Here is a 26,416-nt window from a genome sequence, read left to right on the forward strand (position 1 = left end):
GCGGCGCGCGCGGCGGCGAGGGCGGTGCGGCGCAGCGCGCGCGGCAGCCCACCGTCTCAGTGGTGGAACCCGCCCTCCGGCGCCTCGAGCGGCATCGCCGCCTCGAGCCGCTCGAGGTAGTCGACCTGCTCGCGCAGGTCGTGCAGGAAGGCGTCGGCGAGGTCACGGGAGAACCCGTTGCGCACCACGATCCGCTGCACCACGAGGTCGGTCATGTCCTGCGGCATCGGGTAGGCGGGGACGAGCCAGCCGCGCGTGCGCAGCCGGTCCGACAGGTGGTAGAGGGTCCAGTTCCCCGAGGCGGCGTCCGAGAGCCGCCAGGCGAACACCGGGATGTCGGAACCGTCTTTCCACAGCTCGAACTGCGCCAGCGCGCCGATCTGCGACGCGAGGTAGCGCGCGACGTCGCGGCTCGCGCCCTGGACGGCGGTGTATCCCTCGTGGCCCAGCCGCAGGAACAGGTAGTACTGCAGCAGCACCTGCGATCCGGGCCGGGAGAAGTTGAGCGCGAGCGTGGGCATGTCCCCGCCGAGGTAGGACACGCGGAAGACGAGCTCCTCGGGCATGGCGTCGGCGTCGCGCCAGACGATCCACCCCAGGCCGGGGTAGGTGAGGCCGTACTTGTGCCCCGAGGTGTTGATCGACGCGACGCGCGGCACGCGGAAGTCCCACTCGAGGTCGGGCTGGAGGAACGGCGCGATCATGCCGCCGGACGCGCCGTCCACGTGGATGGGGACGTCCAGGCCGGTCTCGGCCTGGATCGCGTCGAGCGCGGCCGAGATCTCCTTCACGGGCTCGTACATCCCGGTGTACGTCACGCCCATGCATGCACGCCTCGGACGAGCCGATCGTGGACGTCCCGATCGTGGTGGTGGGCGACGGCGCGTGCCACAGGTCCGCGATCATCTGCCAGCACCGCGTCTCGATCGCCGCCGTCGCCGGGTACTCGTCCTTGTCGATCATGTTCTTGTCGGCGGCCTCGTCGTAGAGCCGCCGTGCCGGGTCCTCCATCCACGTCGAGACGAAGGTGGCGAGGTTGAGGCGCGAGTTGCCGTCGAGCATCGCCTCGTCGTGCACGATCTGGTACGCCGTCTCCGGCGCCGCGGGCCGTCGCGGCAGCGAGGTGCGCGAGAACTCCGTCGCCTCGCCGGGGCGCGCGAACATCGGGTTGACCTCGACGACGTCGCGCAGCTCCTCCTGCTCGTACCGGGCGCGCGGGTGGGCGTGGTGGTGGGTGGTGTCCACGGGCTGTCTCCTCGTCGTCGTCGGTAGCCGGCTCGAACCTACCCGCGCAGGCTCTCGACGCGCAGGGGTTGCCCGAGCCCGCGCAGCCGCCCCGCAGCCGCCCGCGGCCCGTCCACACCCCCGGCCCGCCCCGCGCGAGCGCCCGGGAACGCGACCTAGACTCGCGGTCATGGCCGCCCGCATCCGTCGTGAGGACATCGCGACGGTCCGGGAGAAGGCCAGGATCGAGGAGGTCGTCGGCGAGCACGTCTCGCTCCGGCCGGGCGGCGTCGGGTCGCTCAAGGGCCTGTGCCCCTTCCACGACGAGCGCACCCCGAGCTTCAACGTCCGTCCCCAGATGGGCCTGTGGCACTGCTTCGGCTGCGGCGAGGGCGGCGACGTCATCTCCTTCGTGCAGAAGATCGACCACCTCCCGTTCGGTGAGGCCGTCGAGCGCCTGGCGGGACGCTACGCCGTCGAGCTGCGGTACGAGGACGACGGCGGACCCGCCCGCCCCCGCGAGGAGCCGGGCAAGCGCCAGCGGCTGGTCGAGGCGAACCGTGCGGCGGCGGAGTTCTTCGTCGAGCAGCTCGTCACCCCGGAGGCGGCGCCCGGGCGGGCGTTCCTCGCCGAGCGCGGCTTCGACCGCCAGGCGGCCACGACGTTCGGCGTGGGATACGCCCCGCAGGGCTGGGACGCGCTCATGCGTCACCTCCAGGGCCGCGGCTTCACCCAGGCCGAGCTCGCGGCGGCCGGCCTCATCTCGCAGGGCAACCGCGGGCACTACGACCGGTTCCGCGGCCGCCTGATCTGGCCGATCCGCGACCTCACCGGCGACACCGTCGGCTTCGGCGCGCGCCGCCTCTACGACGACGATCCTGGCCCGAAGTACCTCAACACCCCCGAGACGCCGCTCTACCACAAGTCGCAGGTGCTCTACGGGATCGACCTCGCGAAAAAGGCCATCGCGACCGGTCGCCAGGTGGTGGTCGTGGAGGGCTACACCGACGTCATGGCGTGCCACCTCGCCGGGGTGGGCACCGCCGTCGCGACGTGCGGCACCGCGTTCGGCAGCGATCACACGCGCATCGTGCGGCGCCTGCTCGGCGACTCCGCGACGGGCGCGACCGGCGTGCTCCTGTCGTCGGGTCGGGCGATCGGCGGCGAGGTCGTGTTCACGTTCGACGGCGACGAGGCGGGCCAGAAGGCCGCCCTGCGCGCGTTCGGCGAGGACCAGAGCTTCGCGGCGCAGACGTTCGTCGCCGTGTCCGCCGACGGGATGGACCCGTGCGAGGTCCGCGTCGCGCACGGCGACGCCGCGGTGCGCGCGCTCGTCGCCGGCCGCGAGCCGATGTTCGAGTTCGCGATCCGCTCGGTGCTCGCCCAGGTCGACCTCTCGACGGCGGAGGGCCGGGTCGCGGGGCTGCGCGTCACCGCGCCCGTGGTCGCCGGGATCCGGGACTACGCGTTGCGCGCCGAGTACGCACGCCAGCTCGCGGGCTGGCTCGGGATGGATCCGGGGGACGTGCGCCGCGAGGTGCAGCGCGGGCCGCGCGGCGGCCAGGGTGGTGCGGCCGGGCAGGGCGGCGGCCGTGAGCGCGAAACGGACGACGGCGAGCCTCGCCTCGATCGCGCGCCTCGCCGCACCCCGGTGCCGGACGACCCGGTCGCGCGCCTGGAGCGCCAGGTGCTCGAGGTCGCGCTGCAGGCGCCGACCGCCGCGGCGGGCGCGGGCTTCGACGCGCTCGCCGGCGACACGTTCACCCTGCCCGTGCACCGCGCGGTGCACGACGCGCTCCGAGCCGCCGGGGGAGCAGCGGCCGGCGTCGACGCGCCTCCCCGCTGGCTGGCCGACGTGCTGGAGGGCGCGCCGGAGGGGATCGGAGCGTTCGTCCGCGAGCTCACGGTCGCGCCGCTGCCCACCACCGAGGACGACGTCGCGGACTACGCGGCGGGCGTCGTGCTCGCGCTGCGGCGGCTCGGCATCACTCGCGAGATCGCGAACCTGCGCGGCCGCGCCCAGGCGATGGAGCCGTCCGACCCCGCCCAGCGCGAGGCGTGGACGCGGATCTACCAGCTCGAGGAGGAGCGGCACCGCCTCACCGGTGGCGCCGCCTGAGGCTCGGTTCAGGCCGCGGACGCCGCCGACTCCTGCGCCGACGCCCGTACGGCCTCGAGCAGCGCGGCCACGGCCGGCACCCCGAGCAGCTCCGGTGAGGTCACGGCCTGCACCGTGCGCGCCGTGACGCCGAGGACGCTGCGCAGCACGACGTCGTCCCGCCCGCGCGCCACGGGCGCCACCAGCCCGGGCAGGAGCGCGACGCCGAGCTCGGCGGCCACGAGTCCGAGCAGCGCCGAGTGGTCGTCGGTCGCGAGCACGACGTCGGGCACGAACCCCTCGTCCTGACCCGCCGCGAGGAGGTGGCCGCGACACCGGGGGCAGCCGGCGATCCACCGCTCCTCGGCGGCGTCGCGCAGGCGGGGGTGCTCCGCCGTCGCGAGCGGGTGCCCCGCGGGCACGGCGAGCAGCGTCGGGTCCTCGAGCAGGGGGAGCACCGTGAGCCCGGCGAGGTCGTCCTCGCCGCGGCCGAGCTCGACGCCCGGGTAGGTGAACGCGAGTGCCACGTCCGCCGCGCCCTGGCGGACCAGCGCGAGCGACTCGGGCGGCTCGACCTCCTCCAGGCGCACGGTGAGCCCGGGGTGCTCGGCCCGCAGGCGGGCTAGGGCACGCGGCACGAGCGTCGCGTTCGCGGAGGGGAACGCCGCGAGGCGCACGACGCCGGAGCGCAGGCCGGTCAGGGCGGCGACCTCCGCCGTCGCCGCACGCAGGGCGGCCGAGACGCTCTCGCCGTGGCGCGCCAGCACCTCGCCCGCCTCGGTGAGGCGTACCGTGCGGCCGGACCGGACGAGCAGCGACGTGCCGAGGCGCCGCTCCAGGCGCCGGACGTGCTGGCTCACGGCAGGCTGACTCACGCCGAGCGCCTCGCCGGCCGCGGTGAGGGTGCCGCGGTCGCGGATCGCCTGGAGGAGCCGGAGCGCGCCGACGTCGAGGACCTCGTTCATAGGCCCATCTTATGGATCGGTGTCAAGACTGTCGCTTGTGTGATGCGTGTGCCTCGCCGCAGGGTGGAGGCATGCCGACGGACCACCTGAGGGATCTCCGCGCCGCCTTCGCGCCCGACCCGGGCAACCTCGACGCCGCGACGTGCGGGATCCCGCCGCGCTCCGCCGTCGTGGCGATGCAGTCCGCACTCGCAGACTGGGCCGCGGGGCGCACCTGCCCGGTGACGCTCGGCGCCGACGTCGAGCGCGCCCGCGCGGCGTTCGCGCGGATCGTCGGGGTCGAGACGGCTCGCGTCGCGGTCGGCTCGCAGACCTCGGCCGCCGTGGGCACGGTCGCCGCGTCGCTGCCCGACGGCGCCCGCGTGGTCGTCGTCGAGGACGACTTCACCTCCGTGACCTACCCGTTCCTCCAGCACGCCCACCGCGGCGTGACGGTCCGCGCGGTACCGGCCGCCGCCCTGCCCGACGCCGTCGCGGAGGGCTGCGACCTCGTCGCCTTCTCGGTCGTCGCCTCGCGCACGGGAGCCGTCGCGGACGTCGGGGGCGTGCTCGCCGCTGCCGGTGCGGTCGGCGCGCTCACGCTCGCCGACCTCACCCAGGCCGCGGGCTGGCTCCCGGTCGAGGCGGGGCGCTTCGACGTCACGGTGACCTCGGCGTACAAGTGGCTGTGCTGCCCGCGCGGCGTCGCGTTCACCACGCTGTCCGACCGCGCGCAGCGCCTCGTCCGGCCGATCCTGGCCGGCTGGTACGCCGGGGCGGACGTGTGGGACAGCTGCTACGGCGTCGATCCCGCGCTCGCGCCGGACGCGCGGCGGTTCGACGTCTCGCCGGCGTGGCTCGCGTTCGTCGGCGCCGCGACGAGCCTCGAGGCGATCGCCGCGGTCCTCACCCGGCAGCCTGACGCGATCGCGGCACACGACGTCGCCCTCGCCGACGCCCTCCTCGCGGGCCTCGGGCTCGCCCCGCGCGGGTCCGCCGTCGTCTCCCTGCCCGACCCCGACGGCGAGCACCGCGCCGCGCTCGCGGCCGCCGGCCTGCGCGTGGCCGGGCGCGGCGGCAACGTGCGGCTGTCCTTCCACCTGTGGAACGACGAGCGCGACGTGGCGCGCGCGCTCGAGGTGCTGCGCACGGCCCGTCGAGCGGCCGCCTGAGATCGCTCAGCGGGCCGGGTAGCTGCGCCCGCGCCACACCACCCGGCGCCGCAGCGCGCGCGCGTACACGGGCACCGCGAGCAGTGGCGTGAGGGGCCCGAGCAGGCCCTCGGCGAGGTCGGCGGGCGCCGTCCGACCGGTGGTCGCGGCGACGACGGCCCGGTCCACGAGCGTGAGCAGTCGGGCGAGGTGCGTCGCGCCGGTGGGCGGCACGAGCCACGGCCCGAGGAATGCGACGAGGTAGGTGAGCGCCGAGCCGACCATGGCGGCGCGCGAGCCGCCGTGCAGCCCCGGCGTGCTCTTGGCCAGGCCCGCCACCGACGCTCCGAGGGAGTCGTACATCCGCACCGACACCGCATCGTCGCCGCGGGCGAGTGCGACCGGCAGGCCCGCGCGCTGGTACGCGAGCGCGAGCCCGACGTCGTCGAGCACCGATCCCGCGACGGCGCCGTGCCCGCCGACCCGCTCGTACGAGGCGGGATCGGTGAGCATGACCTGCCCGTTCGCCGCGACGGCGCCGCGCAGTCCGGCCCGCATCAACGGGTAGGGCAGGTGCCCGAGCATCGCGGCGTCCACGAGCGGGGTGAGCAGCCGCTCCTGGGCCGAGGCGAGCCGCTGACGCGGCCAGGCGCTCGTGAGCGCGGCGCCCGTGCGCGCGTGCTCGGCCACGAGCGCCGCGACACCGCCGTCGGCCCACGTCACGTCCGCGTCGGTGAACAGCAGCAGGTCGCCCGTGGCCGCCTCGGCGAGCTGTGCGCACGCCCAGGGCTTGCCCGCCCAGCCCTCCGGCAGCGGAGCGCCGGTGAGGACGCGGGCGCCGAGCGCTCGCGCCGTCGCGGCGGTGTCGTCGCTCGAGCCGTCGTCGAGCACGAGGACCTCGTGCGCGCCCTGGCGCAGCAGCGCGGGCAGCGTGGTCGGCAGCGTCCGGGCCTCGTCCCGAGCCGGGACCAGCACCGACACCCGCCGCGCGGGCGGCACGCCCGGCGTCGGGCGCAGCACCGGGATCGTCGCGGCGTTCACGGCGAGGGTGGCCAGTCGCGTGCCCACGACGGCGAGCGACACCCCCGTCACGACGCGCGCCACCCGCGCGCCCGCTGTGCTCACTCGACACCCCGCGTCATCGCCGCGAGGAGCCGGCTGGCCGGCGACGTCTCGCGCGGCGCGCCGTCGTGGCCGTGCAGCACCACCCGGTAGCCGCGCGGCACGTCGTCGGGCGGGGTGCCCGCGACGTCCGCGTCGAGGCGCTCCTCGGCGAGCCGGAGCGCGTGGGCGAGCTGCGCCGTCGTGCCCCGGAGGTTCGGCGAGGCCGCGTCGAGCGACGCGGCGAAGCGGAGGAACGCCTCGGGCGTGCGCCGACCGCGCTGCAGCACCCGCAGGGCGACGGGGACGAGCGGGACGCTCGCGCGACGCGCGACCCAGGCTGCGCCGTCGTGCAGGGCGGGAAACGGTGCGCCGGGTGCGCGGATCTCGCCCTCGGGGAACACGACGACCCACCGCCCGGCCGCGGCGTCGAGCGCGAGGGCGGGGACCTCCGACGGGGGCCGTGCCCCGACGAGCCGCAGGTACGGGAAGGCGTCGAGCTGGGGGCGCGCCATCATGACCGAGCCCGTGCGGCCGACCAGGCCGGCCATCCCGGTCAGGAGGTAGCCGTCCCACCACGAGACGTGGCTCGGCGCGAGGACGGCGCCCGTGCGCGGCGGCTCCCCGGCGATCGCGACCCGCGCGAGGCCGCGGCGCAGGTCGCGGCCCACGCTGCGCAGCAGGATCCGGCGCGCGCGGGTCGCGGACATCGGCGGGACCGGCAGGCGACGCGTCCGGGCGACGTCGTCGAGGGTCACGGGCCGGGCGGGGGAGTCCTGCGGCATGACTCGAGCATGGCGCACGTCCGGCGGTTCGTCCCACGTCCGCGGCGCTGGTAGAGTCTTCCGGGCGATCCCGCATAGCTCAATTGGCAGAGCATCCGACTGTTAATCGGACGGTTACTGGTTCGAGTCCAGTTGCGGGAGCACACACGAGGCCCCTGACCAGCGCAGATGCGCGGGTCGGGGGCCTTCGTCATGCCCGGGCGGCGCCGCGGCCCGCGCCGGTCACCCCCCGTCCGCCGCTCTTGCCCCCTCGTGACCGCCCGGTACTCAGCGTTACTTTGTACCGGTACTCAGCACCATTGAGTAGCGAGGAGGTTGCGGTGGGCAGGCAGATGACCGAGATGCTCAAGGGCACGCTCGAGGGGATCGTCCTGGCGATCCTCGCCGTGCGCCCCGCCTACGGTTACGAGATCACGGCGGGCCTGCGGGACCGCGGCTTCACCGACATCGCCGAGGGCACGGTCTACGCGCTCCTCGTGCGCATCGAGCAGCGCGGCCTCGTCGACGTCGAACGCGTGGCGTCGCAGAAGGGCCCGCCACGCAAGGTCTACACGCTCAACGACGCGGGCCGGACGAGCCTCGCGGAGTTCTGGGGGACGTGGAGCTTCCTCGCCCAGCGGCTCGGACAGCTCCGTGCGGAAGGACAGTGACATGACCGGCTGGATCGAGAAGGTGACCGGACCGCTGGAGGAGAAGAAGCGGTACCGCCAGCACCGGGCGCGCCTGCGTGCGCTGCCCGAGCCCTACCGCACGGCGCAGGAGGGCGTCGAGCGCTACCTCATGCACGCCGGCGGCATGGTCGGCGGCGACTCGCTCGTGCGCATGCTCGACGACCTCGACGAGATCTTCGCCGGCGCCGTCGCCGATCGCACGCCCGTGCGCGCCCTTGTCGGGGAGGATCCCGTGGCGTTCGTCGAGGACTTCCTGTCCGGCTACGCCGAGGGTCAGTGGGTCGCGAAGGAGCGCCGGCGGCTCGTCGAGACCATCGACCGCGCCGCCCAGGCGGACCCGTCCGTCCCTGACGGTGAGGCGCCCGACGGCGAGGCGCCCGACGGCGAGCGGCCCACCTCGGGCGGGGGTGCGTCGTGAGCACGGCCGGCGCGGCCCCGCTCGCGATCGACGTCCGCGGTCTCGTGAAGTCCTACGGCGAGCTCGCGGTGCTGCGCGGCGTCGACCTGCGCGTCGCCCGCGGCACGATCGTGGCGCTGCTGGGCTCGAACGGCGCGGGCAAGACGACGCTCGTGCGGATCCTCGCCACGCTGCTGCGTGCGGACGCCGGCACCGCGTCGGTCGCGGGGCACGACGTCGTCGCCCGCCCCGACCTCGTGCGCTCCGCGATCAGCCTCGCGGGCCAGGTCGCCGCGGTCGACGAGGTCCTCACGGGCCGGGAGAACCTCGTGCTCGTGGCGCAGCTGCGGCACCTCGCCGACCCGGCGTCCGTGGCCACCGACCTGCTCGAGCGCTACTCCCTCACCGACGCGGCCGACCGGCCCGCCGGCACGTACTCCGGCGGCATGCGGTGCCGGCTCGACCTCGCGATGAGCCTGGTCGGAGAGCCGCCCGTGATCCTGCTGGACGAGCCGACCACGGGTCTGGACACGCAGGCCCGGCACGAGGTGTGGCGCGGCGTCCGGGCCCTCGCCGATGCGGGCACCTCCGTGCCTCTCACCACGCAGTACCTCGAGGAGGCCGAGCAGCTCGCCAGCCGCATCGCGATCCTGCACGACGGCGTCGTCATCGCCGACGGCACGTTCGCCGAGCTGCGCGCGCTCCTGCCGCGGGTCGAGGTGACCTCCGTGGAGCGGCAGCCCTCCCTCGAGGAGGTCTTCCTCGCACTGATCGGCTCGGGTGGGGCACGATGGCGAGCCGGCCACTCCCTCCGCAGGGACGCAGCGATGAGCGCCCAGGGCGGGCACGTCGTCGCCGCCACCGTCGACGCCGTCGCCGTCGCCGACACCGTGGTCCTGACGCGTCGCTCGCTGCGGCACGTCACGCGCAGCCCGGACACGATCATCACGACGGCGGTGCTGCCGATCGCGTTCCTGCTGCTCTTCGTCTTCGTGTTCGGCGGCGCGATCGATCTGGGGCCGGGCGGCGGGCCGTACGTCGACTACCTCCTGCCGGGGATCCTCGTGATCACGATCGCGCAGAGCGTGAGCTACGCGTCCTACCGGCTGTTCCAGGACCTGCAGGGCGGGATCGTCGAGCGGCTGCAGTCGATGCCGATCGCGCGGTCGAGCGTGCTCGCCGCGCACGTGGTGACCTCGCTCGCGGCGACGCTCGTCTCGCTCGTTCTCGTCGTCGCGCTGGCGCTCGCGATCGGGTTCCGCACGGGGGCGGGCGTGCCCGCGTGGCTCGCCGTCGCAGGCCTGCTCGTGCTGCTCACGCTGAGCCTCACGTGGCTGGCGATCCTCGCGGGCGTGTCCGCGCGATCGGTCGACGGCGCGAGCGCGTTCGCCTACCCGCTCATCCTCCTGCCGTTCCTCAGCTCCGCGTTCGTTCCGACGGCGTCCATGCCCGCGCCTGTGCGCTGGTTCGCGGACCACCAGCCCGTCACGTCGATCGTGGACACCGTGCGAGCGCTGTTCGCCCAGGAGCCGGTCGGGAGCGAGATCTGGGTCGCCGTCGCCTGGTGCGTGGGCCTGCTCGTGTTGTTCTGGGCGCTGGCCGTGCGGGTCTACCGGCGCCGCCTGGCCTAGGCGGTGAGCCAGCGCGCCTCCCGCACCAGCAGGTCGCACCGGGCGGGTGCGTCGTACGACGGTCCGTGGTGCCCGAGCGCGTCGAACACGACCCGGCCCCGTGCGTCCTCGCGCGCCCACGCGCTGACGTGCGTGACGCCGTCGTGCACGTGCGTCAGCAGCGGGACCACGTCGGCGTCGCGCTCGAGCGCGGAGTAGCGCTCCTCGTCGGGCACGTCCACGGCCGTGAGGCCCGCGAGGATCGGGTGCTCGGACGCGGTCGTGAAGTGCGCGGGGCCACGCTCGGGGTGGAAGGACACGTCCTCGACCCAGTGGCCGCCGAGTGCGGTGCGGTACGCCGGGACGTCGGTGAACGCGTTCGCGGCCCCGTGCACGCCGAGCAGCGGGACGCCGGTCGCGAGGAGTGCCGTCAGAGCGGCGTGCGCGGCGCGCCACGCGTCGTCCGGAGGGTCGGAGTGCACCCCGCCGCCGGCATCGACGACGAGCAGGTCCGGTCGCCGCGGCCCGGCGCACACGGCCACGACGGCGTCGGGCACCGTCGGCACGACGTCGACCGCGAGTTCGAGTTCGTTGCGCAGCAGCCGCGCGATCCGCCCCGAGGTCTCCTCGAACGGGTGCCACGGGTCGGCGTACCGGCCACGGCCGGACAGGACGACGGCGGCACTCACGCGCGCAGCCCGACGGCGGAGCGCACCTCGCGCTCGAGCTCCTCGCCCGCGCGGTCGATCGCCGCCGTGCGCGTGGCCGCGCCCAGGACCGTGACCTGGCTGGAGAGGTCGCCCGACGCCGAGCGGCGGACCGCGGCGCGGACCGTGACACCACGGCCGAGGTCACGGGTCTGCACGTGCACGATCGAGGCCTCCACCCGCTCGCGCACGACCTGCGGGAAGGTGCGCTCGCCGTCGGGCAGCGGGAGGCGGTGCTCGGCGCCGTCGAGCGCGCGCACGAGCAGGGTGGCGCTGTCGGCGAGCCACTCCGCGCCGTCCGTGAGCTCCCAGGGCACCGTGACCGCCTGGTCCTCGTCGGTCGCCGTGGGGTCCGCCGTCGCGACCATCACGAGGGCGGGGACGGTCGCCGCGGCGGTCCCGCCGCCTCTCAGGGCGACGCGGGCGAGCACCTTGCCGCCACCGAGCGCCTTGAGGCGCGCATCGGGCACGACGGCGGAGGTCGTCTCGGGCGGGGACGCGGGGGAGCGGCGCAGCAGACCCATGGACTCACGCTAGTCCCGGCGTGCCCGGTGCCCCCGACAGACGGTGCCCCGTGTGGGGCTTGAACCCACGACCGACGGATTATGAGTCCGCTGCTCTGACCGGCTGAGCTAACGGGGCGAGGCGGCTCGCGCCGCCCGTCGATCCTAGTTGCGTCGGTGCTCCGGTTCTGCCATCCTCCAACGTTCGTCGCCGTCCGGCGGGGTGTCTGACACATCCGGCCGAGAGACGAGATGAGCCCACGCGGGGGTGCCCCGCTCTGGAAGGATCGCCTCGCACGCACCTAGGAGGGCACCATGAGCTACCGATTCAACCCCCCGCCCGGATGGCCGACCCCGCCGTCGGACTGGTCCCCGCCCGAGGGGTGGCAGCCCGACCCCTCCTGGCCCACGCCGCCGCAGGGCTGGCAGTTCTGGGTCGAGGACACGCCCGCCGCCCCGACGACCCCGAGCGCCCCGAGCGCCCCCGTCACGGGTGCCGCGGCCGGTGCGGCCGCCGGACAGGCGTGGGGTCCGACCGGCGGTGTCGACCCCACCACGCAGATCCCGACCGGCTCGGGCCCGGCGTACCCGCCGGCCCCCGCCCCGTACTCCGGTGAGACGCAGCAGCTGTCCTTCGGCGCGAGCGGTGCGCCCGTCTACAACCCCGGCGGCTACGCCGGCGGACCCGGTCAGCCGGGCTCCGGCGTCCCGGGCGGTCCCGGGGGCTCGAGCGGCTTCGGCGGCCCCGGTGGGCCGGGTGAGCCCAAGAAGGGCAAGGGTCCGCTCATCGCGATCATCGCCGGTGGCGCCGTCGTCCTCGTCCTGGTGATCGTGCTCCTGGCGAACCTCTTCGGCGGCGGCGACGACGACCCGTCGCCGGCTCCGACCTCGGCCGACGCGCCCACCTCGGCCGCTCCCTCCTCGGACGCGCCGTCGGACGAGCCGTCCTCGGCCGCTCCGACGCCGGCCGCCCCGACCTCGGCCGCTCCGACCACCGCGCCGACGCAGGACGCCCCGGCCGGTGCCACGCCGCCCGCGGGCAGCACGGCCGTCGCGATCGGCGCCCCGTTCGCCGCACCCGGGTTCGACGACGAGGTGGCGGCGAACGTCACGCTCACCAAGGTGACGTGGGACGCGGAGTGCAACGCGGGCTTCGGCTCGGGGCCCGAGGGCCGCTACATCGGCCTGGAGTTCCAGGTCGAGGTGCCGGCGGACGCGACCGAGGCGTTCAGCATGAACGGCTACATCGACATGACGCCGTACTCCGACTCCAACAGCCTCGAGCTCGGGGACGACTCGCTGTTCTGCAACCCGGACAACGCGCTGCCGGACGACATCCAGCCCGGAGCGACCGTCAGCGGCGTGATCGTGCTGGACGTCCCGGCGGAGACGACCTGGATCGTCTACGACCCGACGTGGGGCCTCTACGACAGCGCGGCCTGGCGCATCGTCTGATGCCGCTGCGTGACATCCGCATCGTCGGCGACCCGGTCCTGCGCACGCCGTGCGCACCGGTCCGGGTCGTCGACGACGGCGTGCGTGCGCTCGTCGCCGACCTCCTCGACACGGTGGACCAGGAGGGCCGGGCCGGCCTCGCGGCCAACCAGATCGGCGTGAGCCTGCGCGCCTTCTCCTGGAACATCGACGGCGACCTCGGGTACGTGCTCAACCCGCGGATCGTGGAGCTGGGCCAGGACGAGGTGCAGGACGGCGACGAGGGCTGCCTCTCGGTGCCGTCCCTGTGGTTCCCGACCCGGCGGGCGTGGTACGCCCGGGCGGTCGGAACGAACCTCGACGGCGACGAGGTCGTCGTCGAGGGCGAGGGGCTCATGGCCCGGTGCATCCAGCACGAGGTGGACCACCTCGACGGCATGCTCTACCTCGACCGGCTGGACAAGGACGTGCGCATCAAGGCGATGCGGGCGCTGCGCACGCTGTAGCAGCCCCCGCCCGCCACGGCCGCTGTGCGAAGTGTGCCCGCGATCAGCACCGAGACCCCGTTCGGGGGTGCGCGCAGGCCCCGGGTGGGGCATAGTGGTGCCACGCCGTTCGCGCGTGCCGTACCGCCTCGGGCGAGATTCGTTGGGGAAGACGTATCTCGAGTGAGGAGGGTCGACATGCCGGGTACCACCCGCGGTGTTCTTTTCGTGCACTCAGCGCCCCGCGCGCTGTGCCCGCACGTCGAGTGGGCGGCGACGTCCGTGCTCGGCGGGCGTCCCGTCGTCGACTGGACGCCGCAGCCCGCCGCGCCCGGCACGATGCGCGCCGAGCTGTCCTGGACCGGCCCCGTCGGCACGGGCGCGCGGCTGACCTCCGCGCTGCGCGGCTGGGACCACCTGCGCTACGAGGTGACCGAGGAGGCCACCACCACGACCGACGGGTCGCGCTGGTCGCACACCCCCGGGCTCGGGATCTTCCACGCGCAGACCGACCGCGTCGGCAACGTCGTCGTCCCCGAGGACCGCATCCGCGCCGCCCTCGTGTACGCCGGCGATCCCGCGCGGCTCGCCGAGGCGCTCGACCTCGCGCTCGGTCAGGCCTGGGACGACGAGCTGGAGCCGTTCCGCTACGCCGGCGCCGGCGCGCCCGTGCGCTGGCTGCACCGCGTCGGCTGAGGCGCCCGGCCCACCGTTCTCCGACCCTGCCTGACGGCGAAGGCCCGGTCCGTACGGACCGGGCCTTCGCCGTCGGGCACCTCGCGCGTCAGGCGGTGGTGACCAGCAGGCTCACGTTGTGGCCGCCGAAGCCGAAGGAGTTGTTCAGCGCCGCGATGTCGCCCTCGGGCAGGGGGCGCGGCGCCGTGGCGACGTCGACGGGCAGGCGCGGGTCCGGCGTCGTGAGGTTGATCGTCGGGGGAGCCACGCGGTCGCGCAGCGCCAGCACCGTGAAGATCGTCTCGAGCGCGCCGGCGCCGCCGAGCAGGTGCCCGGTCATGGACTTTGTGCCCGATACCACGACGTCGCCCAGCACGCTGTGGATCGCCTCTGCCTCGCCGATGTCGCCGGCGGGCGTGGAGGTCGCGTGCGCGTTGGCGTGCACCACGTCCTGCGGCGTGAGGCCGGCGTCGGTGAGCGCGTCGCGCATCGCGCGGGCCTGGCCGGCGGAGTCCGGGGCGGCGATGTCGCCCGCGTCGGAGCTGAGCCCCGCACCGGCGATCCGGCCGTGCACGCGGGCGCCGCGGGCGCGGGCGTACTCCTCGCGCTCGAGCACCACGACACCGGCGCCCTCGCCCAGGACGAAGCCGTCACGCGTCTCGTCGTAGGGTCGCGACGCGGTCTCGGGGGAGTCGTTGCGGGTCGAGAGCGCCTGCATGCGGGCGAAGGCCGCGATCGGCAGCGCGTGGATGCACGCCTCGGTGCCGCCGGCGACCACGACGTCGGCACGACCGGTGGCGATCATCTCCTTGGCGTAGGCGATCGCCTCGGCGCCGGAGGCGCACGCGGAGACGGTGGCGTGCGTGCCCGCCTTGGCGCCCAGCTCGATCGAGACGTAGGCGGCGGAGGAGTTGGGCATGAGCATCGGGACCGTGAGGGGCAGCACGCGGCGCGGGCCGCGCTCCTTGAGCGTGTCCCACGCGTTCATGAGCGTCCAGAGGCCACCCAGGCCGGTGCCGATCACGACGCCGAGCCGCAGGCCGTCGACCTCGGGCGTGCCCGCGTCGGCCCACGCCTCGCGCGCCGCGATCATCGCGAGCTGCGCGGAGCGGTCCATCCGGCGGGTCTCGGGCACCGACAGCACCTCGGCCGGCTCGACGGCGACCTCGGCCGCGAAGCGCACGGGCAGCTCGTAGCGCTCGACCCAGTCGTGCTCGAGCGTGGCGGCGCCAGGGGTGCCGGCGAGTGCGGCCGCCCACGTGTCGGCGACGTTCCCGCCGAGCGGCGACGTGGTGCCGAGCCCGGTCACGACGACGTTCGCGTCACTCATCGTTGTCTCCTCGTTCCGAGCGGGTGGTGGGGGACGACGTCGACGGGGCGCCCGGCGCCGCTTCGCGGCCGGACGCCCCGTCGACTCACCGCGGCGTGTGCCGCGGGGACGTGCTCAGGCCTGGGCGCCGGCGATGAACGAGACGGCGTCGCCCACGGTGACGAGGTTCTTGACCTCGTCGTCCGGGATGGTGACGCCGAACTTGTCCTCGGCCTGCGTGACGATCGTCATCATCGACAGCGAGTCGATGTCGAGGTCGTCGGTGAAGGACTTGTCGAGCTCGACGGAGTCGGCCGGCAGACCGGTCTCCTCGTTCACGATCTCGGCGAGGCCGGCGAGGATCTCCTGCTCGGTGAAAGCCATGCTCTTCTCCTTGGTGCGGGGCGGGGTTCGCCCGGTCGGTTCGATGTGCGGGTCCAGTGTTCCAGCAGTCCGCCGTCGGGAGCGGCAGGCTGCCCGGGGCGGTGGTTCGGCGCGGGGGAGTGCGTCAGGGCAGCAGCACGACCTGCGCCGCGAACGCCATCCCGGCGCCGAAGCCGATCTGCAGCGCGACCTGACCCGAGCGGGCCTGGCCCTCGCGGAGCAGGCGCTCGGTGGCGAGCGGGATGGAGGCGGCCGAGGTGTTCCCGGTCTCCACGATGTCCCGCGCGACCACGACGTCCTCGCGCAGCCCGAGGGTCTTCACGAGCTGGTCGGTGATCCGCAGGTTCGCCTGGTGCGGGACGAACACGTCGATGTCGGCCATCGTGAGCCCGGCCGCCTCGACCGCGCGGCGGGCGATGTCCGGGACGTTCGTGATGACCCACTTGAAGACGCTCGGCCCGTTCTGGCGCAGGGTGGGCCACGTGCCGCCCTGGATGTCCGCGGGCGTGTCGTTCCCGGTGCCCTCGCGCAGGTTGAGCCAGCTGTCGGTCTGGTAGATGTGGCCGGCGAGCGAGCCGTCCGCGCCCCAGACGGTCGGCCCGATCCCGGGCACGTCGGCGGGACCCACGACGGCCGCACCGGCGCCGTCGCCCAGCAGGAACGAGATCGACCGGTCGGTCGGGTCGATGAAGTCGCTCATCCGCTCGACGCCGATCACGAGCACCTTGCGCGCCTGACCCGAGCGCACGAGCGCGTCGGCCTGGCCGATGCCGTAGCAGTAGCCGGCGCACGCCGCGGACACGTCGTACGCCGCCGCGGGGGTGGCGCCGATCGCGTCGGCCACGCGGGCCGCCAGGGCCGGGGTCTGCTCGAAGTAGGTGACTGTCGACAGGAGGACGACGTCGAGCTCGTCCGGCGTCGTGCCGGCCATCTCGAGCGCCTCGTTCGCGGCCGCGACCGCCATGTCGAGGATCGTGGTGCTCTCCGCAGCGCGGCGGCGCGTCACGATGCCGGTGCGCTGGCGGATCCACTCGTCGCTGGAGTCGATCGGCGCGATGATCTCGTCGTTCGGCACCACGCGTTCGCCGCGGAAGCCACCGATCCCGAGGATGCGGGTCCCGGCGACCGGCTGGATCGAGGTGAGCTGGGTCATGCGTCTCCCTTGCGTCCCGTCTGTGGGGTCTCGGTCCGGCTCAGCGCGTGCTCGGCGACGAGCTCGGCCGCGGCCCCGAGGTCGTCCGGACTCTTGATGGCCACGCGGACCACGTCGGGCAGCGTACGCCGGGCCAGCCCCGTGAGGACGCCGCCGGGCGCGAGCTCGAGGACTGCGGTCACGCCCCGCTCGGCGAGGGTGGCCTGGCACAGGTCCCAGCGCACGGGCGAGGTGATCTGACGCGCGATCCGGGCGAGAGCGTCGTGCCGGTCGGTCACGACCTCGCCGTCGGCGTTCGACAGCAGCGGGAGCACCGGGTCGGTGGCCTCCCACGACGCGGCGACCGCCGCGAACGCGGTGCCGGCGCTCGCCATGAGCGGGGTGTGGAAGGCGCCGGCCACCTGCAGCGGCACGACGCGCGCCTTGGCGGGCGGTGCGGCCACGAGCGCGGCGATCGCCTCGTGCGTCCCGGCGGCGACGACCTGCCCGCCGCCGTTGACGTTCGCGGGCCACGCGCCGGCGGCCTCGATGGCGGCGGCGACCTCGTCCGGGTCGCCCCCGAGCACCGCGGCCATGCCGGACGGGTTCTCGGCGGCCGCGCTCGCCATGAGGCGGGCTCGCTCGCCGACGAGCGCGACGGCGGAGGCGTCGGTCAGCACGCCGGCCACCGCGGCCGCGGCGAGCTCGCCCACGGAGTGTCCGGCGGCGACGTCGGCGACGTCGGTCGCCGTGGCGTCCAGGCGCGCGAGCAGCTGACGGAATGAGAGCAGGGACGCCGCGACGATGAGGGGCTGCGCGATCGCGGTGTCGCGGATGGTGTCCGCGTCGGAGACGGTGCCGTGCGCGAGGAGGTCGACACCGGCCGCCTCGGCGAGCTCGCCGAGCTGGTCGGCGACGCCGGGCAGCTCCAGCCAGGGCGCGAGCATGGCGGGGGTCTGGGCGCCCTGTCCGGGCGCGAGGATGGCGAGCACCAGGCAAGCATGCCGTCTCGGGGCGGCCGCACCGGGTCACGGCGCGGACGAAGGCGCCGCGGGCTCTTTGTAGGAAACCTACGGAGTCACCGAGGGGCGCGCGACCGGCGTCCGCCCCAGCCGGCCGACCACGAGAGCCACCTGGAGCACGAACCCCTCGCGCGCGTCCGTGGCGTCCCAGCCCGTCACCTGGGTCACCCGGCGCAGCCGGTAGCGGACCGTGTTGGGGTGCACGAACAGGGCCCGGGCGGCGGCCTCGAGCGAGCGGCCGGAGTCCAGGTAAGCACCGAGCGTCTCCACCAGCGGGCCGGCCGCGGCCTCCAGCGGGGCGACGATCTCCTCGCGCAGCGTGCGCGCCGCCTCGGCATCGCCGCCGAGCAGCCGCTCGGGCAGCAGGTCGTGCGCGGCCGCCGGCCGCGGCGCGCCCGGCCAGCCCGGTGCGGCGGCCAGGCCCGCGAGGGCGACCCGTGCCGAGTGGCCCGCGCGCATGACGTCGTCGACCGGCGGGCCGAGCACCACCGGGCCGGGTCCGAGCAGGGGGAGCAGGGCGTCGGCCGCCGCCCGCAGCGGGCCGGGGCCGCCCATGATGACGATGGCGCGGTTGCCGTGCAGACCGACCAGAGCGTCGCCCGCGGCCCGGCGCGCCGCGCGCCGCAGGTCCGACGCGATGCCCTCGTGCACGGGCGACTCCACGGTCCCGACCACCGCCATCACCTGGCCTGTGCCCGCCCAGCCGAGCGTCGCGACGCGGCTGCGCAGGTTGTCGTCGTCGTCACCGCGCAGCATCGCGTCGACCGTGAGGGCCTCGGTGCGCGCGTCCCAGGCGCCGCGGGCCTCGGCGGCCCGGGCGTAGACCTCGGCCGCGGAGAACGCGACCTCGCGGGAGTAGACGAGCACGGCCTCGCGCAGCTCCGACTCGCCCGCGGGCGTGGCGATCTCACCCGTGTGCGCCTCGACCACCTCGACGATGAGGCGGACGAGCGCGAGCGCGTGCTGCAGCGAGATGGACCGGATGAGCTCCGGCGGCGCGGCGCGGAAGATCTCGGCCGCGTTGTACGTGGTGGGCGCCGGGTTCTCGTACCAGTCGATGAACGCGGTGATGCCGGAGGAGGCCACCACGCCGATCCACGACCGGTCGTCGGCCGGGAGGGCGCGGTACCAGGCGGCCTCGGCGTCCAGGCGGCGCGTCGCGGCGGCCGTGAGCATCGCGGTGCGCTGGCGCAGGCGGGCGATCGTCTCCGGGTCGGCGCGCCTTCTCACGCGCCGAGGATACTGCCGCCGTGTCGTCACCGGCGCCCGCCTGTTGTAGAGGAGGCACAACGACGGGTGGGCGGCGCGGCCGGGCGAGGCACGCCGTCGGGCCGGGTGCGGCCTCGGCGGACGCGGGTGCGGACGGGCAGAGCGGGGGTAGCACCCGTGCCGGTTCGCCAGGATCCCGATATGGTCAAGAAATGGCATTGATGAGCTGGTTGCGACGACTCGCCGAGCGGCACGATCCCGAGGGCGCGAAGAAGACGCTCACGCACCGCGAGACGACCCCCCGCGAGGACGAGCTGCGGGCCGTGCTCGCGGCCGACCCCAACGACGAGGACGCGTTCGACGCGCTCGTCGAGATCGTGCGCGAGCGCGCGGACGAGGGCACGCAGCCCGACCCGCTCATCGCCGAGCACGTCGACCCGCAGGTGCGGCAGAACCACGCCGTGTGGGCGCTGGCCGAGGAGCTCGCGGGTCAGCCCCGCGCCTGGCTGCCGCTCATCGTGCTCGCCCGGCTCTCGCTCGGCTCGGACCACGAGGCCGCGATGCGTCGGCTCAGCCTCGCGTGCGAGCGCGAGACCACCGGGCTCGCCCTCACGCACGCCGTCGCGATGCTGCGCGACGCCGGCGCCTCCGCCGAGGCGATCGCCTTCGGCGTGGCGCACTGGGAGCTCGCGAGCCGCGACGTCGAGGCCGGCCGCGAGATCGTGCTCGCCGCGCTGGAGTCCGGCCGGGTCGCCGAGGCGCGGCGCCTGCTCGACTCGCTGCTGGAGTCCTCCGGCTCGCCCCGCCTCGACGACGTCGAGGACCTCGTGGCCTACGCGGAGAAGGAGCAGCAGGCCTGACGAACCCGCACCCGCACCAGCACGACGTACGACGGCGAAGGGGCGCCTCCCGCTCGGGAGGCGCCCCTTCGCCGTCGTGTGCGTGCGATGTGGTGCGTGCGATGTGGTGAGCCGGGAGGCTCAGGCGTCCCCACCCGCGGAGCCGGTGCGACCCGCGGTCACGTCGAGCAGCTGGTAGCGCTCCACGGCCTGCGCCGGCACCGACCGGTCGATCTCGCCGCGGCGGGCGAGCGTCTGCAGCGCCTTGGCGACCAGCGAGTGGCTGTCGATGAGGAAGTGGCGCCGCACGGCCGGGCGGGTGTCGGACAGGCCGAACCCGTCGGCGCCGAGCACCGCGTAGTCGCCGGGCACCCACTGCCGGATCTGGTCGGCCACGAGGTGGTCGTAGTCCGACGTAGCGACGAACGGGCCGCCCGCACCCTGCAGCTTCTGCGTGAGGTAGGGCACGCGCGGCTCGCGGTCGGGGTGCACGAACGCCTCCCGGTCGGCGGCCAGGGCCTCGCGGCGCAGCTCCGACCACGAGGTGACCGACCACACGCCGGCCCGCACGCCCCACTCCTCGGCGAGGATCTGGCGCGCCTCGAGCGCCCACGGCACGGCCACGCCGGAGGCGAGGAGCTGCACCTGCGGTCCCTCGCCGTCGGGCGCCGCGAGCTGGTAGATGCCGCGCAGGATGCCCTCGACGTCGACGTTCTCCGGCTCGACCGGCTGCAGCATCGGCTCGTTGTAGACCGTGAGGTAGTAGATGACGTTGCGGTCGCGCTCGCCGGGCAGGAGGCCCTGCGCGCCGTCGGGGCCGTACATCCGCTCGATGCCGTCGCGCACGATGTGCCGGATCTCGTACCCGTAGGCCGGGTCGTAGTGCACCACGGCGTGGTTCGTCCCCGCCAGCAGGGGCGAGTGGCCGTCGGCGTGCTGGAGGCCCTCGCCGGTCAGCGTGGTCCGTCCGGCCGTGGCGCCGATGAGGAAGCCGCGGGTCATCTGGTCCCCGGCCGCCCAGAACTGGTCGCCCGTGCGCTGGAAGCCGAACATCGAGTAGTAGATGTAGAACGGCACGAGGACCTCGCCGTGCGTGGCGTAGGACGTGCCGACGGCCTGGAACGCGGAGGCCGAGCCGGCCTCGTTGATCCCGGTGTGCATGATCTGCCCGGCCTCGGCCTCCTTGTAGCTCAGCATGAGCTCGCGGTCCACCGGGAGGTAGTTCTGGCCGAGGGTGTTGAAGATCTTCGCGCTCGGGAAGATCGAGTCCAGGCCGAAGGTGCGGGCCTCGTCGGGGATGATCGGCACGATCCGGCGGCCGAACTCCTTGTCCTTGATGAGGTCCTTGAACAGCCGGACGAACGCCATCGTGGTGGCGACCTCCTGCTGGCCCGAGCCCTTCGCGAGCAGCGCGTAGGTCTTCTCGCCGGGCAGCGTGACGGGCTTGTGCTCCGGGCGGCGCTCGGGCACGAAGCCGCCGAGCGTGCGCCGGCGCTCCATCATGTACTCGATCTCCGGCGCCTCGAAGCCGGGGTGGAAGTACGGCGGGAGGTAAGGGTTCTCCTCCAGCTGGGCGTCCGTGAGCGGGATGTCGAGCGCGTCGCGCAGGAGCTTGGCGTCCTCCGGCTTGAGCTTCTTCATCTGGTGGGTCGCGTTGCGCGCCGCGAAGTGCGGGCCGAGGCCGTAGCCCTTCACGGTGTGCGCGAGGATCACCGTGGGCGCGCCGACGTGCGACGTCGCGGCCTTGTAGGCGGCGTAGATCTTGCGCGTGTCGTGGCCGCCGCGCTTCATCGCCCAGATGGTGTCGTCGGACAGGTCCGCGACCATCTCCTTGGTGCGCGGGTCGCGCCCGAAGAAGTGCTCGCGGATGAACGCACCCGACTCCGCCTTGAAGGTCTGGTAGTCGCCGTCGGTCGTGGTGGACATGAGGTCGACGAGCGCGCCGTCGGTGTCCTTGGCAAGCAGGTCGTCCCACTCGCGGCCCCACACGACCTTGATGACGTTCCAGCCGGCGCCGCGGAAGAAGCCCTCGAGCTCGGTGATGATGCTGCCGTTGCCACGGACCGGGCCGTCGAGGCGCTGCAGGTTGCAGTTGACCACGAACGTGAGGTTGTCCAGCTTCTGGTTCGCGGCGACGTGCAGGAGACCGCGCGACTCCGGCTCGTCCATCTCGCCGTCGCCGAGGAAGGCCCAGACGCGCTGCTCGGAGGTGTCCTTGATGCCGCGCAGGTGCAGGTAGCGGTTCGTCCACGCCTGGTAGATCGCACCCGAGGGGCCCAGACCCATCGAGACGGTGGGGAACTCCCAGAAGTCCGGCATGAGCCGGGGGTGCGGGTAGGACGGCAGGCCGCCCGCGGGGTGGGAGAGCTCCTGGCGGAAGCCGTCGAGGCGGTCCGCGGACAAACGGCCCTCGAGGAACGCGCGGGCGTACATGCCGGGGGAGGCGTGCCCCTGGAAGTAGACGGAGTCGCCGCCGCCGGGGTGGTCCTTGCCGCGGAAGAAGTGGTTGAGGCCGACCTCGTAGAGCGTGGCCACCGACGCGTAGGAGGAGATGTGGCCGCCGACGGCGACCCCCGGGCGCTGCGCCCGCGTCACCATGACGGCGGAGTTCCACCGCAGGTAGTCGCGGTAGCGGTTCTCGATCTCCTCGTCGCCGGGGAACTCGGGCTCGTCCTCGGGGTCGATCGTGTTGATGTGCGGGGTCGTCACGACGCCGGGGACCTGGAGGCCACGCTGCGTCGCGTGTCCCAGGACGGCGTGCACGACGTCGGCGGCGTGGTCCTCACCGCGGGCGTGGACGAGGGCGTCGAGCGATTCGATCCACTCCTGGCGCTCCTCGGCGTCGTCGGCGTCGAGCGAGACGGAGTCGGCTGTGGTCACAGACGTGCGCTCCTTCAGCATCAGGGCCCGCGCGCGTGGCAGGGGCCGCCATCGGACCCGTGAGTACCGGGCCTGCGGGCGCGGGACCGCGTGGGTCAAGCGCCTTGCACAGCCTATCCAGCGCGGGACGGCCGCGCGGGCTGGCAACCGGGGCCCGGCGGCCCGACGGCGCGTTCCCACCTGCGCGAAGGGCGCGTGCGGGCGGTAGTCTCGCGGGCACACCCTGCTGGACACGGCGCGGTGGCGTGACGAACACCACCGTGACGCACGGCATGACCTCCATCACGAAGGGACAGAAGGCGTGGCATCGACCAGCGACCCGGGCGTCGAGGGCACCCGGTTCGGGTTCCGCACCGGGCAGGTGATCCAGGAGTGGGGCTACGACGACGACGTCGACGAGGACGTCCGTGACGCGCTCGAGGGACTCGGGATCGAGCTCGTCGACGAGGACTACGGCGACGTCACGGACTCCGCCATCGTGTGGTGGCGCTCGGGCGACGGCGACTCCACCGACCTCGAGGACCTGCTCGTCGACGTCTCGAGCGCGCTCGACGACGGCGGCCTGATCTGGGTGCTCGTGCCCAAGGCGGGTGCGCACGGCCATGTCCGCCCCGCGGAGATCGGCGAGGCCGCGCGCACCGCGGGCCTGCAGACCACCACCTCGATCGCGGCCGCGCCCGCCTGGCTCGGGGTGCGCCTCGTCGCCAAGGGTCGCGGGCGCTGACGCCGCCGCTGACGAGGGCGCCCTCGTTCACGCTGGCGCTGCCCTACGGCGCCGCGCTGACGGAGCGCGACCTGCGCGGCCGGCCCGCGCTCCTGCTGTTCGTGCCGGGCGCCTTCACGCCCGTGTGCACGCGCGAGGTGGTCGCGCATGCCGCGGCGTTCGGCGCTCCCGCGTCGGCCACGACTCCGCGCCCGGTCCCACCCGTCCGCCTCGTCGTCGTCTCGTGCGACTCGCCCGCCACGCTCGCCGCGTGGCGCACCGCGCTCGAGCTGCCCGACGGCGTCGACCTCGCCTCGGACTTCTGGCCGCACGGCGCGGTCACGACCGCGTTCGGCGCCTTCGACGAGGTCCGTGGCACACCGCGTCGGCGCACCGTGCTGCTCGACGGTGTGGGTACGGTCCGGTGGACCACGACCAGCCCCGGCGGGGTCGAGCGCGACGTGGCCGAGGCGCAGCGCGCCGTCGCCGCGCTCGCGAGGTAGCGTGCCAGCGTGAGCGTCCCCGTCCTCCCGCCCGGCGACCGCCCGCTCCCCGCGTTCCCCGAGCCGACACGCAAGGTTCGCTCGGGCGCCGCAGCCGGCGCACCGGTCGGCGACGCCGCGACGCCGTACGAGCGGCTGCCCCGGACCCTCGCGCGCTGGTCGTGGTGGCGGATGCTGCTGGCCCTGGTCGCCGCGGGCGGCCTGTTCGTGGCGCTGCAGACGCCCGTGTTCGGCGTCGGGCTCATGCTGTCGGTACTGCGCGGGGACGTGCAGCTCACCGACGCGGGCTTGTTCGACTGGCTGAACCGGCTGGTCACCCTGGACGCGGCGCGGCCGCTCGACCTCGCGATCACGCTGCTCTCGCTCGGCGTCATCATCCCGAGCGTCTACCTGGGGCTGCGGATCGTGGGGTTCGTGCCGACGGGACACGTCGCCTCGGTCGCCTACCGGCTGCGGTGGGGCTGGCTGCGCCGGTGCGCGCTCGTCGCCGGCGCGACGATCGTCGTCTCGCTCGGCGGCAGCCTGCTGCTCTCGCTCGCGTTCGGCGAGGAGCTCACGCCGGCCTGGACACCCTGGCCCACGCTCGTGGCGAGCGTGCTAGTCGTCGTGCTGCTCGTGCCGTTCCAGGCCGCTGCCGAGGAGTACGCGTTCCGCGGGCTTCTGGTGCAGGCGCTCGGCTCCTGGCTGCCGCGGCGCTGGTGGTCCCGCGTGCTCGTCGTGGTGATCCCGACCGCGCTGTTCGTCGCGGGGCACGTGTACGACCCGTGGGGGCTGGCCGACGTCGGGACGTTCGCGCTCGCCGCGATGTGGCTCACGCTGCGCACCGGGGGCCTCGAGGCGGCCATCGCGCTGCACGTCGCGAACAACGTGGGCATCTTCCTCATGCTCGCCTCGGGCGTGCTGGGCTCGACGGCGCAGTCCGACGAGGGCGGCTCGCTCACCGGGGTGCTCATCACCGCGATCACGTCGTTCCTCTACTGCTGGGTAGTCGAGGTGCTCGCGAACCGCACCGGGCTGCAGCGCCGCTCGCCGTGGCCGGAGCACGGCGCGACAATGCCGCTGCCCGTCCCGGTGCCGCCGCCGTACGTGGCTGCTCCCGCGCCCGTCGCCGCGGCGGGGTACCCAATGCGCGACCGTTAGGCTGGTCCGCCGTCGGGCCTATAGCTCAGCTGGTCAGAGCGCCGCGCTTACACCGCGGAGGTCGAGGGTTCGAGCCCCTCTGGGCCCACCGGCGCAAGACCCGGGCGGTTCGCCCCTCGCCACGCTCGCGTTCGCAGGGTCCACACACACCGTCGGCGAGGAGACGCCATGGCCGCCACGTCAACGCCGTCGTCGGTCGACCACGTGTCCACTCGGAGGTGGGACGCCTGCGCGAGGTGCTGGTGTGCGCGCCGGGGCTCGACCACGAGCGTCTCACGCCGAGCAACTCTGACGACCTGCTCTTCGACGACGTGCTGTGGGTCGAGGCGGCGCAGCGGGACCACCTCGACTTCGTGGACAAGCTGACGGACCGCGGTGTTGAGGTCATGGAGCTTCACGACCTGCTGGCGCAGACGCTGGCGCTTGCTGAGGCGAAGGCATGGTTCCTGGATCGCGCGGTCGTGCCCAACAAAGTCGGTCTGGGTCTCGTGGAAGGTACCCGCGCCTACCTCAACTCCCTCTCCGAGCGCGAGCTTGCGCGCTTCGTCGTGGGTGGCCTCGCGACGACGGATCTGCCCGCCGACTACCGCGCCGACTACGCCACCGTCGAACGCGAGTCGACCGGCGGGTCCGAGTTCCTGCTACCGCCGCTGCCCACCCTCTACACGCGGGACACCACCTGCTGGATGTGAGGCGGCGTGACGCTGAACCCGCTGTACTGGCCGGCGCGCCAGGACGAGACCCTGCTGATGACGGCGATCTACACGTTCCACCCGGAGTACCGGGACTCGAGGGTGTGGTGGGGCGATCCGGAGCAGGACTGGGTGCAGGCCACGCTCGAGGGCGGCGACGTCATGCCCGTCGGCAACGCGACCGTCCTCGTGGGCATGAGCGAGAGGACCTCGCGGCAGGCGATCACGCAGCTCGCGAGGGCGCTGTTCGACGCCGGGGCTGCGGAACGGGTCGTCGTGGCGGGGATGCCCCGGTTTCGCGCCGCGATGCACCTCGACACCGTGTTCACGTTCGCCGACCGGGATCTGGTCACCGTGCACCCCGCGATCGTCGACGGCATCCACGCGTTCACCTTGCGTCCCTCGGACACAGCACCCGGCGTGGAGGTCACGGACGAGGGCGACACCGCCTTCGTCGACGTGGTGGCCCGCGCGCTCGAGCTGCCCACGCTGCGCGTCGTGACGACGGCGGGCGACGTCTACGCATCGGAGCGCCAGGGTTGGGACTCCGGGGAACAACGCCATCGCCGTCGAGCCCGGCGTCGTGTTCACCTACGACCGGAACACCTTGACCAACGCCGCGCTGCGCCGGGCCGGCGTCGAGGTGATCACCATCGTCGGCGCCGAGCTGGGCCGGGGCAGCGGGGGCGGTCACTGCATGACCTGCCCGATCGCTCGGGACCCGCTGGACTGACCCGCCTGCGCTCGCCGCCCTGGCGAGGTCAGCGCCTGAAGAGGCGAGCCAGGAAGCCGGTCGGGGTGCTCTGCGAGGCGGTGCA

At 74.2% G+C, this 26,416-nt stretch carries 23 protein-coding genes, 3 tRNA genes and 3 pseudogenes; 16 read left to right on the plus strand and 13 right to left on the minus strand.

Annotated elements, in window-relative coordinates:
• Window positions 1–56: 56 nt before the first annotated feature.
• A pseudogene (locus FH969_RS02650) lies at window positions 57–1,164 on the minus strand (pyridoxal-dependent decarboxylase).
• A 250-nt stretch (window positions 1,165–1,414) separates the two neighbouring features.
• Here FH969_RS02650 and dnaG point away from each other — a divergent pair.
• A complete protein-coding gene (gene dnaG / locus FH969_RS02655; RefSeq protein ID WP_139985919.1) occupies window positions 1,415–3,343 on the plus strand; it encodes a DNA primase in 1,929 nt (642 codons plus the stop codon).
• A gap of 8 nt (window positions 3,344–3,351) precedes the next feature.
• On the opposite strand, the gene FH969_RS02660 is transcribed toward dnaG, so the two are convergent.
• The gene (locus tag FH969_RS02660) at window positions 3,352–4,287 is read right to left on the minus strand and encodes a LysR family transcriptional regulator (protein ID WP_108717641.1); all 936 of its coding nucleotides are present in this window, start codon (window positions 4,285–4,287) and stop codon (window positions 3,352–3,354) included.
• A 71-nt stretch (window positions 4,288–4,358) separates the two neighbouring features.
• On the opposite strand from FH969_RS02660, the gene FH969_RS02665 reads away from it, so the two are divergent.
• Window positions 4,359–5,438, plus strand: coding sequence for an aminotransferase class V-fold PLP-dependent enzyme (locus FH969_RS02665; RefSeq protein WP_139985921.1), 1,080 nt, complete (start codon window positions 4,359–4,361; stop codon window positions 5,436–5,438).
• Between the two features lie 6 nt (window positions 5,439–5,444).
• Here the strand turns inward: FH969_RS02665 and FH969_RS15405 are convergent, their stop codons facing one another.
• Window positions 5,445–6,542 carry a glycosyltransferase family 2 protein gene (locus FH969_RS15405; protein ID WP_199916508.1) on the minus strand — a complete coding sequence of 366 codons (1,098 nt, stop codon included), beginning with the start codon at window positions 6,540–6,542 and terminating at the stop codon, window positions 5,445–5,447.
• On the minus strand, window positions 6,539–7,303 hold the full coding sequence (locus FH969_RS15410) for a lysophospholipid acyltransferase family protein (protein WP_218975242.1): 765 nt from the start codon (window positions 7,301–7,303) through the stop codon (window positions 6,539–6,541). Before FH969_RS15410 ends, FH969_RS15405 begins: the two co-directional genes overlap by 4 nt.
• Before the next feature lie 68 nt (window positions 7,304–7,371).
• Here FH969_RS15410 and FH969_RS02675 point away from each other — a divergent pair.
• The 5 genes and pseudogenes from FH969_RS02675 to FH969_RS02695 all read left to right on the plus strand — a co-directional run bounded on the left by FH969_RS02675 (window position 7,372) and on the right by FH969_RS02695 (window position 10,002).
• Window positions 7,372–7,444 (plus strand) — tRNA-Asn (locus FH969_RS02675).
• Window positions 7,445–7,623: 179 nt separating this feature from the next.
• Entirely contained in the window at window positions 7,624–7,953 is a 330-nt protein-coding gene (locus tag FH969_RS02680) for a PadR family transcriptional regulator (protein WP_139985925.1), read from the plus strand.
• Window position 7,954: 1 nt separating this feature from the next.
• Window positions 7,955–8,392 (plus strand): DUF1048 domain-containing protein, encoded by a 438-nt coding sequence (locus FH969_RS02685; RefSeq protein ID WP_108717637.1) that lies wholly within the window; start codon window positions 7,955–7,957, stop codon window positions 8,390–8,392.
• Window positions 8,389–9,156, plus strand: a pseudogene (locus FH969_RS02690) (ABC transporter ATP-binding protein); the annotation flags it as partial. The gene FH969_RS02685 and the pseudogene FH969_RS02690, both read left to right, overlap by 4 nt.
• A 42-nt stretch (window positions 9,157–9,198) precedes the next feature.
• Window positions 9,199–10,002, plus strand: a complete 804-nt coding sequence (locus FH969_RS02695) for an ABC transporter permease (RefSeq protein ID WP_108717635.1) — start codon at window positions 9,199–9,201, stop codon at window positions 10,000–10,002.
• On the opposite strand, the gene FH969_RS02700 is transcribed toward FH969_RS02695, so the two are convergent.
• The 3 genes from FH969_RS02700 to FH969_RS02710 form a co-directional block, all read right to left on the minus strand.
• Window positions 9,999–10,670 carry a ThuA domain-containing protein gene (locus tag FH969_RS02700; RefSeq protein ID WP_139985927.1) on the minus strand — a complete coding sequence of 224 codons (672 nt, stop codon included), beginning with the start codon at window positions 10,668–10,670 and terminating at the stop codon, window positions 9,999–10,001. The two genes, FH969_RS02695 and FH969_RS02700, sit on opposite strands and share 4 nt — an antisense overlap.
• The gene (locus FH969_RS02705; protein WP_108717633.1) at window positions 10,667–11,212 is read right to left on the minus strand and encodes a hypothetical protein; all 546 of its coding nucleotides are present in this window, start codon (window positions 11,210–11,212) and stop codon (window positions 10,667–10,669) included. The genes FH969_RS02700 and FH969_RS02705 overlap by 4 nt, the downstream gene beginning before the upstream one ends.
• Before the next feature lie 44 nt (window positions 11,213–11,256).
• Window positions 11,257–11,330, minus strand: a tRNA-Ile gene (locus FH969_RS02710).
• 176 nt (window positions 11,331–11,506) lie between these two features.
• On the opposite strand from FH969_RS02710, the gene FH969_RS15920 reads away from it, so the two are divergent.
• The 3 genes from FH969_RS15920 to FH969_RS02725 all read left to right on the plus strand — a co-directional run bounded on the left by FH969_RS15920 (window position 11,507) and on the right by FH969_RS02725 (window position 13,806).
• Complete coding sequence (locus FH969_RS15920) at window positions 11,507–12,646, plus strand: hypothetical protein (RefSeq protein ID WP_139985929.1); 1,140 nt, start codon at window positions 11,507–11,509, stop codon at window positions 12,644–12,646.
• On the plus strand, window positions 12,646–13,131 hold the full coding sequence (gene def, locus FH969_RS02720; protein ID WP_139985931.1) for a peptide deformylase: 486 nt from the start codon (window positions 12,646–12,648) through the stop codon (window positions 13,129–13,131). The genes FH969_RS15920 and def overlap by 1 nt, the downstream gene beginning before the upstream one ends.
• A 177-nt stretch (window positions 13,132–13,308) precedes the next feature.
• Complete coding sequence (locus FH969_RS02725) at window positions 13,309–13,806, plus strand: DUF3145 domain-containing protein (protein ID WP_139985933.1); 498 nt, start codon at window positions 13,309–13,311, stop codon at window positions 13,804–13,806.
• Between the two features lie 88 nt (window positions 13,807–13,894).
• Here FH969_RS02725 and FH969_RS02730 read toward each other — a convergent pair whose 3' ends face one another.
• From FH969_RS02730 to FH969_RS02750, 5 genes are all read right to left on the minus strand, one after another.
• Window positions 13,895–15,115, minus strand: coding sequence for a beta-ketoacyl-[acyl-carrier-protein] synthase family protein (locus FH969_RS02730; protein WP_139985935.1), 1,221 nt, complete (start codon window positions 15,113–15,115; stop codon window positions 13,895–13,897).
• A gap of 114 nt (window positions 15,116–15,229) precedes the next feature.
• Window positions 15,230–15,478, minus strand: a complete 249-nt coding sequence (locus tag FH969_RS02735) for an acyl carrier protein (RefSeq protein WP_108717628.1) — start codon at window positions 15,476–15,478, stop codon at window positions 15,230–15,232.
• A gap of 124 nt (window positions 15,479–15,602) precedes the next feature.
• Complete coding sequence (locus tag FH969_RS02740; RefSeq protein ID WP_108717627.1) at window positions 15,603–16,631, minus strand: beta-ketoacyl-ACP synthase III; 1,029 nt, start codon at window positions 16,629–16,631, stop codon at window positions 15,603–15,605.
• Window positions 16,628–17,602, minus strand: coding sequence for an ACP S-malonyltransferase (locus tag FH969_RS02745; protein WP_139985937.1), 975 nt, complete (start codon window positions 17,600–17,602; stop codon window positions 16,628–16,630). Before FH969_RS02745 ends, FH969_RS02740 begins: the two co-directional genes overlap by 4 nt.
• A gap of 78 nt (window positions 17,603–17,680) precedes the next feature.
• A complete protein-coding gene (locus FH969_RS02750; protein ID WP_342776986.1) occupies window positions 17,681–18,862 on the minus strand; it encodes a PucR family transcriptional regulator in 1,182 nt (393 codons plus the stop codon).
• Window positions 18,863–19,053: 191 nt separating this feature from the next.
• On the opposite strand from FH969_RS02750, the gene FH969_RS02755 reads away from it, so the two are divergent.
• Entirely contained in the window at window positions 19,054–19,701 is a 648-nt protein-coding gene (locus FH969_RS02755) for a hypothetical protein (RefSeq protein ID WP_139985939.1), read from the plus strand.
• A 120-nt stretch (window positions 19,702–19,821) separates the two neighbouring features.
• On the opposite strand, the gene aceE is transcribed toward FH969_RS02755, so the two are convergent.
• Window positions 19,822–22,581: a pyruvate dehydrogenase (acetyl-transferring), homodimeric type gene (gene aceE, locus FH969_RS02760; RefSeq protein ID WP_139985941.1), complete on the minus strand. Its 2,760-nt coding sequence runs from the start codon at window positions 22,579–22,581 to the stop codon at window positions 19,822–19,824.
• Between the two features lie 280 nt (window positions 22,582–22,861).
• Between aceE and FH969_RS15090 the strand changes: the two genes are divergently transcribed.
• The 5 genes and pseudogenes from FH969_RS15090 (at window position 22,862) to FH969_RS02780 (ending at window position 26,331) form a co-directional block, all read left to right on the plus strand.
• The gene (locus tag FH969_RS15090; RefSeq protein ID WP_108717623.1) at window positions 22,862–23,284 is read left to right on the plus strand and encodes a DUF3052 domain-containing protein; all 423 of its coding nucleotides are present in this window, start codon (window positions 22,862–22,864) and stop codon (window positions 23,282–23,284) included.
• A gap of 8 nt (window positions 23,285–23,292) precedes the next feature.
• Window positions 23,293–23,766 (plus strand): redoxin domain-containing protein, encoded by a 474-nt coding sequence (locus FH969_RS15095; protein WP_281285324.1) that lies wholly within the window; start codon window positions 23,293–23,295, stop codon window positions 23,764–23,766.
• Between the two features lie 9 nt (window positions 23,767–23,775).
• On the plus strand, window positions 23,776–24,906 hold the full coding sequence (locus FH969_RS02770; protein WP_139985945.1) for a CPBP family intramembrane glutamic endopeptidase: 1,131 nt from the start codon (window positions 23,776–23,778) through the stop codon (window positions 24,904–24,906).
• Window positions 24,907–24,920: 14 nt separating this feature from the next.
• Window positions 24,921–24,994: transfer RNA gene (locus tag FH969_RS02775), tRNA-Val, on the plus strand.
• A 130-nt stretch (window positions 24,995–25,124) separates the two neighbouring features.
• Window positions 25,125–26,331 (plus strand): annotated as a pseudogene (locus tag FH969_RS02780) (arginine deiminase).
• Window positions 26,332–26,416: the final 85 nt, after the last annotated feature.

This window comes from Miniimonas arenae (genome assembly GCF_006351005.1).
GTDB classification, from domain to species: domain Bacteria; phylum Actinomycetota; class Actinomycetes; order Actinomycetales; family Beutenbergiaceae; genus Miniimonas; species Miniimonas arenae.

Coding starts and splice junctions, on each gene's coding strand:
- aceE (WP_139985941.1), bottom strand. CDS start 22,581: ATGCTGAAGGAGCGCACGTCTGTGACCACAGCCGACTCCGTCTCGCTC.
- FH969_RS02665 (WP_139985921.1), top strand. CDS start 4,359: ATGCCGACGGACCACCTGAGGGATCTCCGCGCCGCCTTCGCGCCCGAC.
- FH969_RS15410 (WP_218975242.1), bottom strand. CDS start 7,303: ATGCCGCAGGACTCCCCCGCCCGGCCCGTGACCCTCGACGACGTCGCC.
- FH969_RS02660 (WP_108717641.1), bottom strand. CDS start 4,287: ATGAACGAGGTCCTCGACGTCGGCGCGCTCCGGCTCCTCCAGGCGATC.
- FH969_RS02735 (WP_108717628.1), bottom strand. CDS start 15,478: ATGGCTTTCACCGAGCAGGAGATCCTCGCCGGCCTCGCCGAGATCGTG.
- FH969_RS02730 (WP_139985935.1), bottom strand. CDS start 15,115: ATGAGTGACGCGAACGTCGTCGTGACCGGGCTCGGCACCACGTCGCCG.
- FH969_RS02705 (WP_108717633.1), bottom strand. CDS start 11,212: ATGGGTCTGCTGCGCCGCTCCCCCGCGTCCCCGCCCGAGACGACCTCC.
- def (WP_139985931.1), top strand. CDS start 12,646: ATGCCGCTGCGTGACATCCGCATCGTCGGCGACCCGGTCCTGCGCACG.
- FH969_RS02740 (WP_108717627.1), bottom strand. CDS start 16,631: ATGACCCAGCTCACCTCGATCCAGCCGGTCGCCGGGACCCGCATCCTC.
- FH969_RS02695 (WP_108717635.1), top strand. CDS start 9,199: ATGAGCGCCCAGGGCGGGCACGTCGTCGCCGCCACCGTCGACGCCGTC.
- FH969_RS02685 (WP_108717637.1), top strand. CDS start 7,955: ATGACCGGCTGGATCGAGAAGGTGACCGGACCGCTGGAGGAGAAGAAG.
- FH969_RS15920 (WP_139985929.1), top strand. CDS start 11,507: ATGAGCTACCGATTCAACCCCCCGCCCGGATGGCCGACCCCGCCGTCG.
- FH969_RS02725 (WP_139985933.1), top strand. CDS start 13,309: ATGCCGGGTACCACCCGCGGTGTTCTTTTCGTGCACTCAGCGCCCCGC.
- FH969_RS02755 (WP_139985939.1), top strand. CDS start 19,054: ATGGCATTGATGAGCTGGTTGCGACGACTCGCCGAGCGGCACGATCCC.
- dnaG (WP_139985919.1), top strand. CDS start 1,415: ATGGCCGCCCGCATCCGTCGTGAGGACATCGCGACGGTCCGGGAGAAG.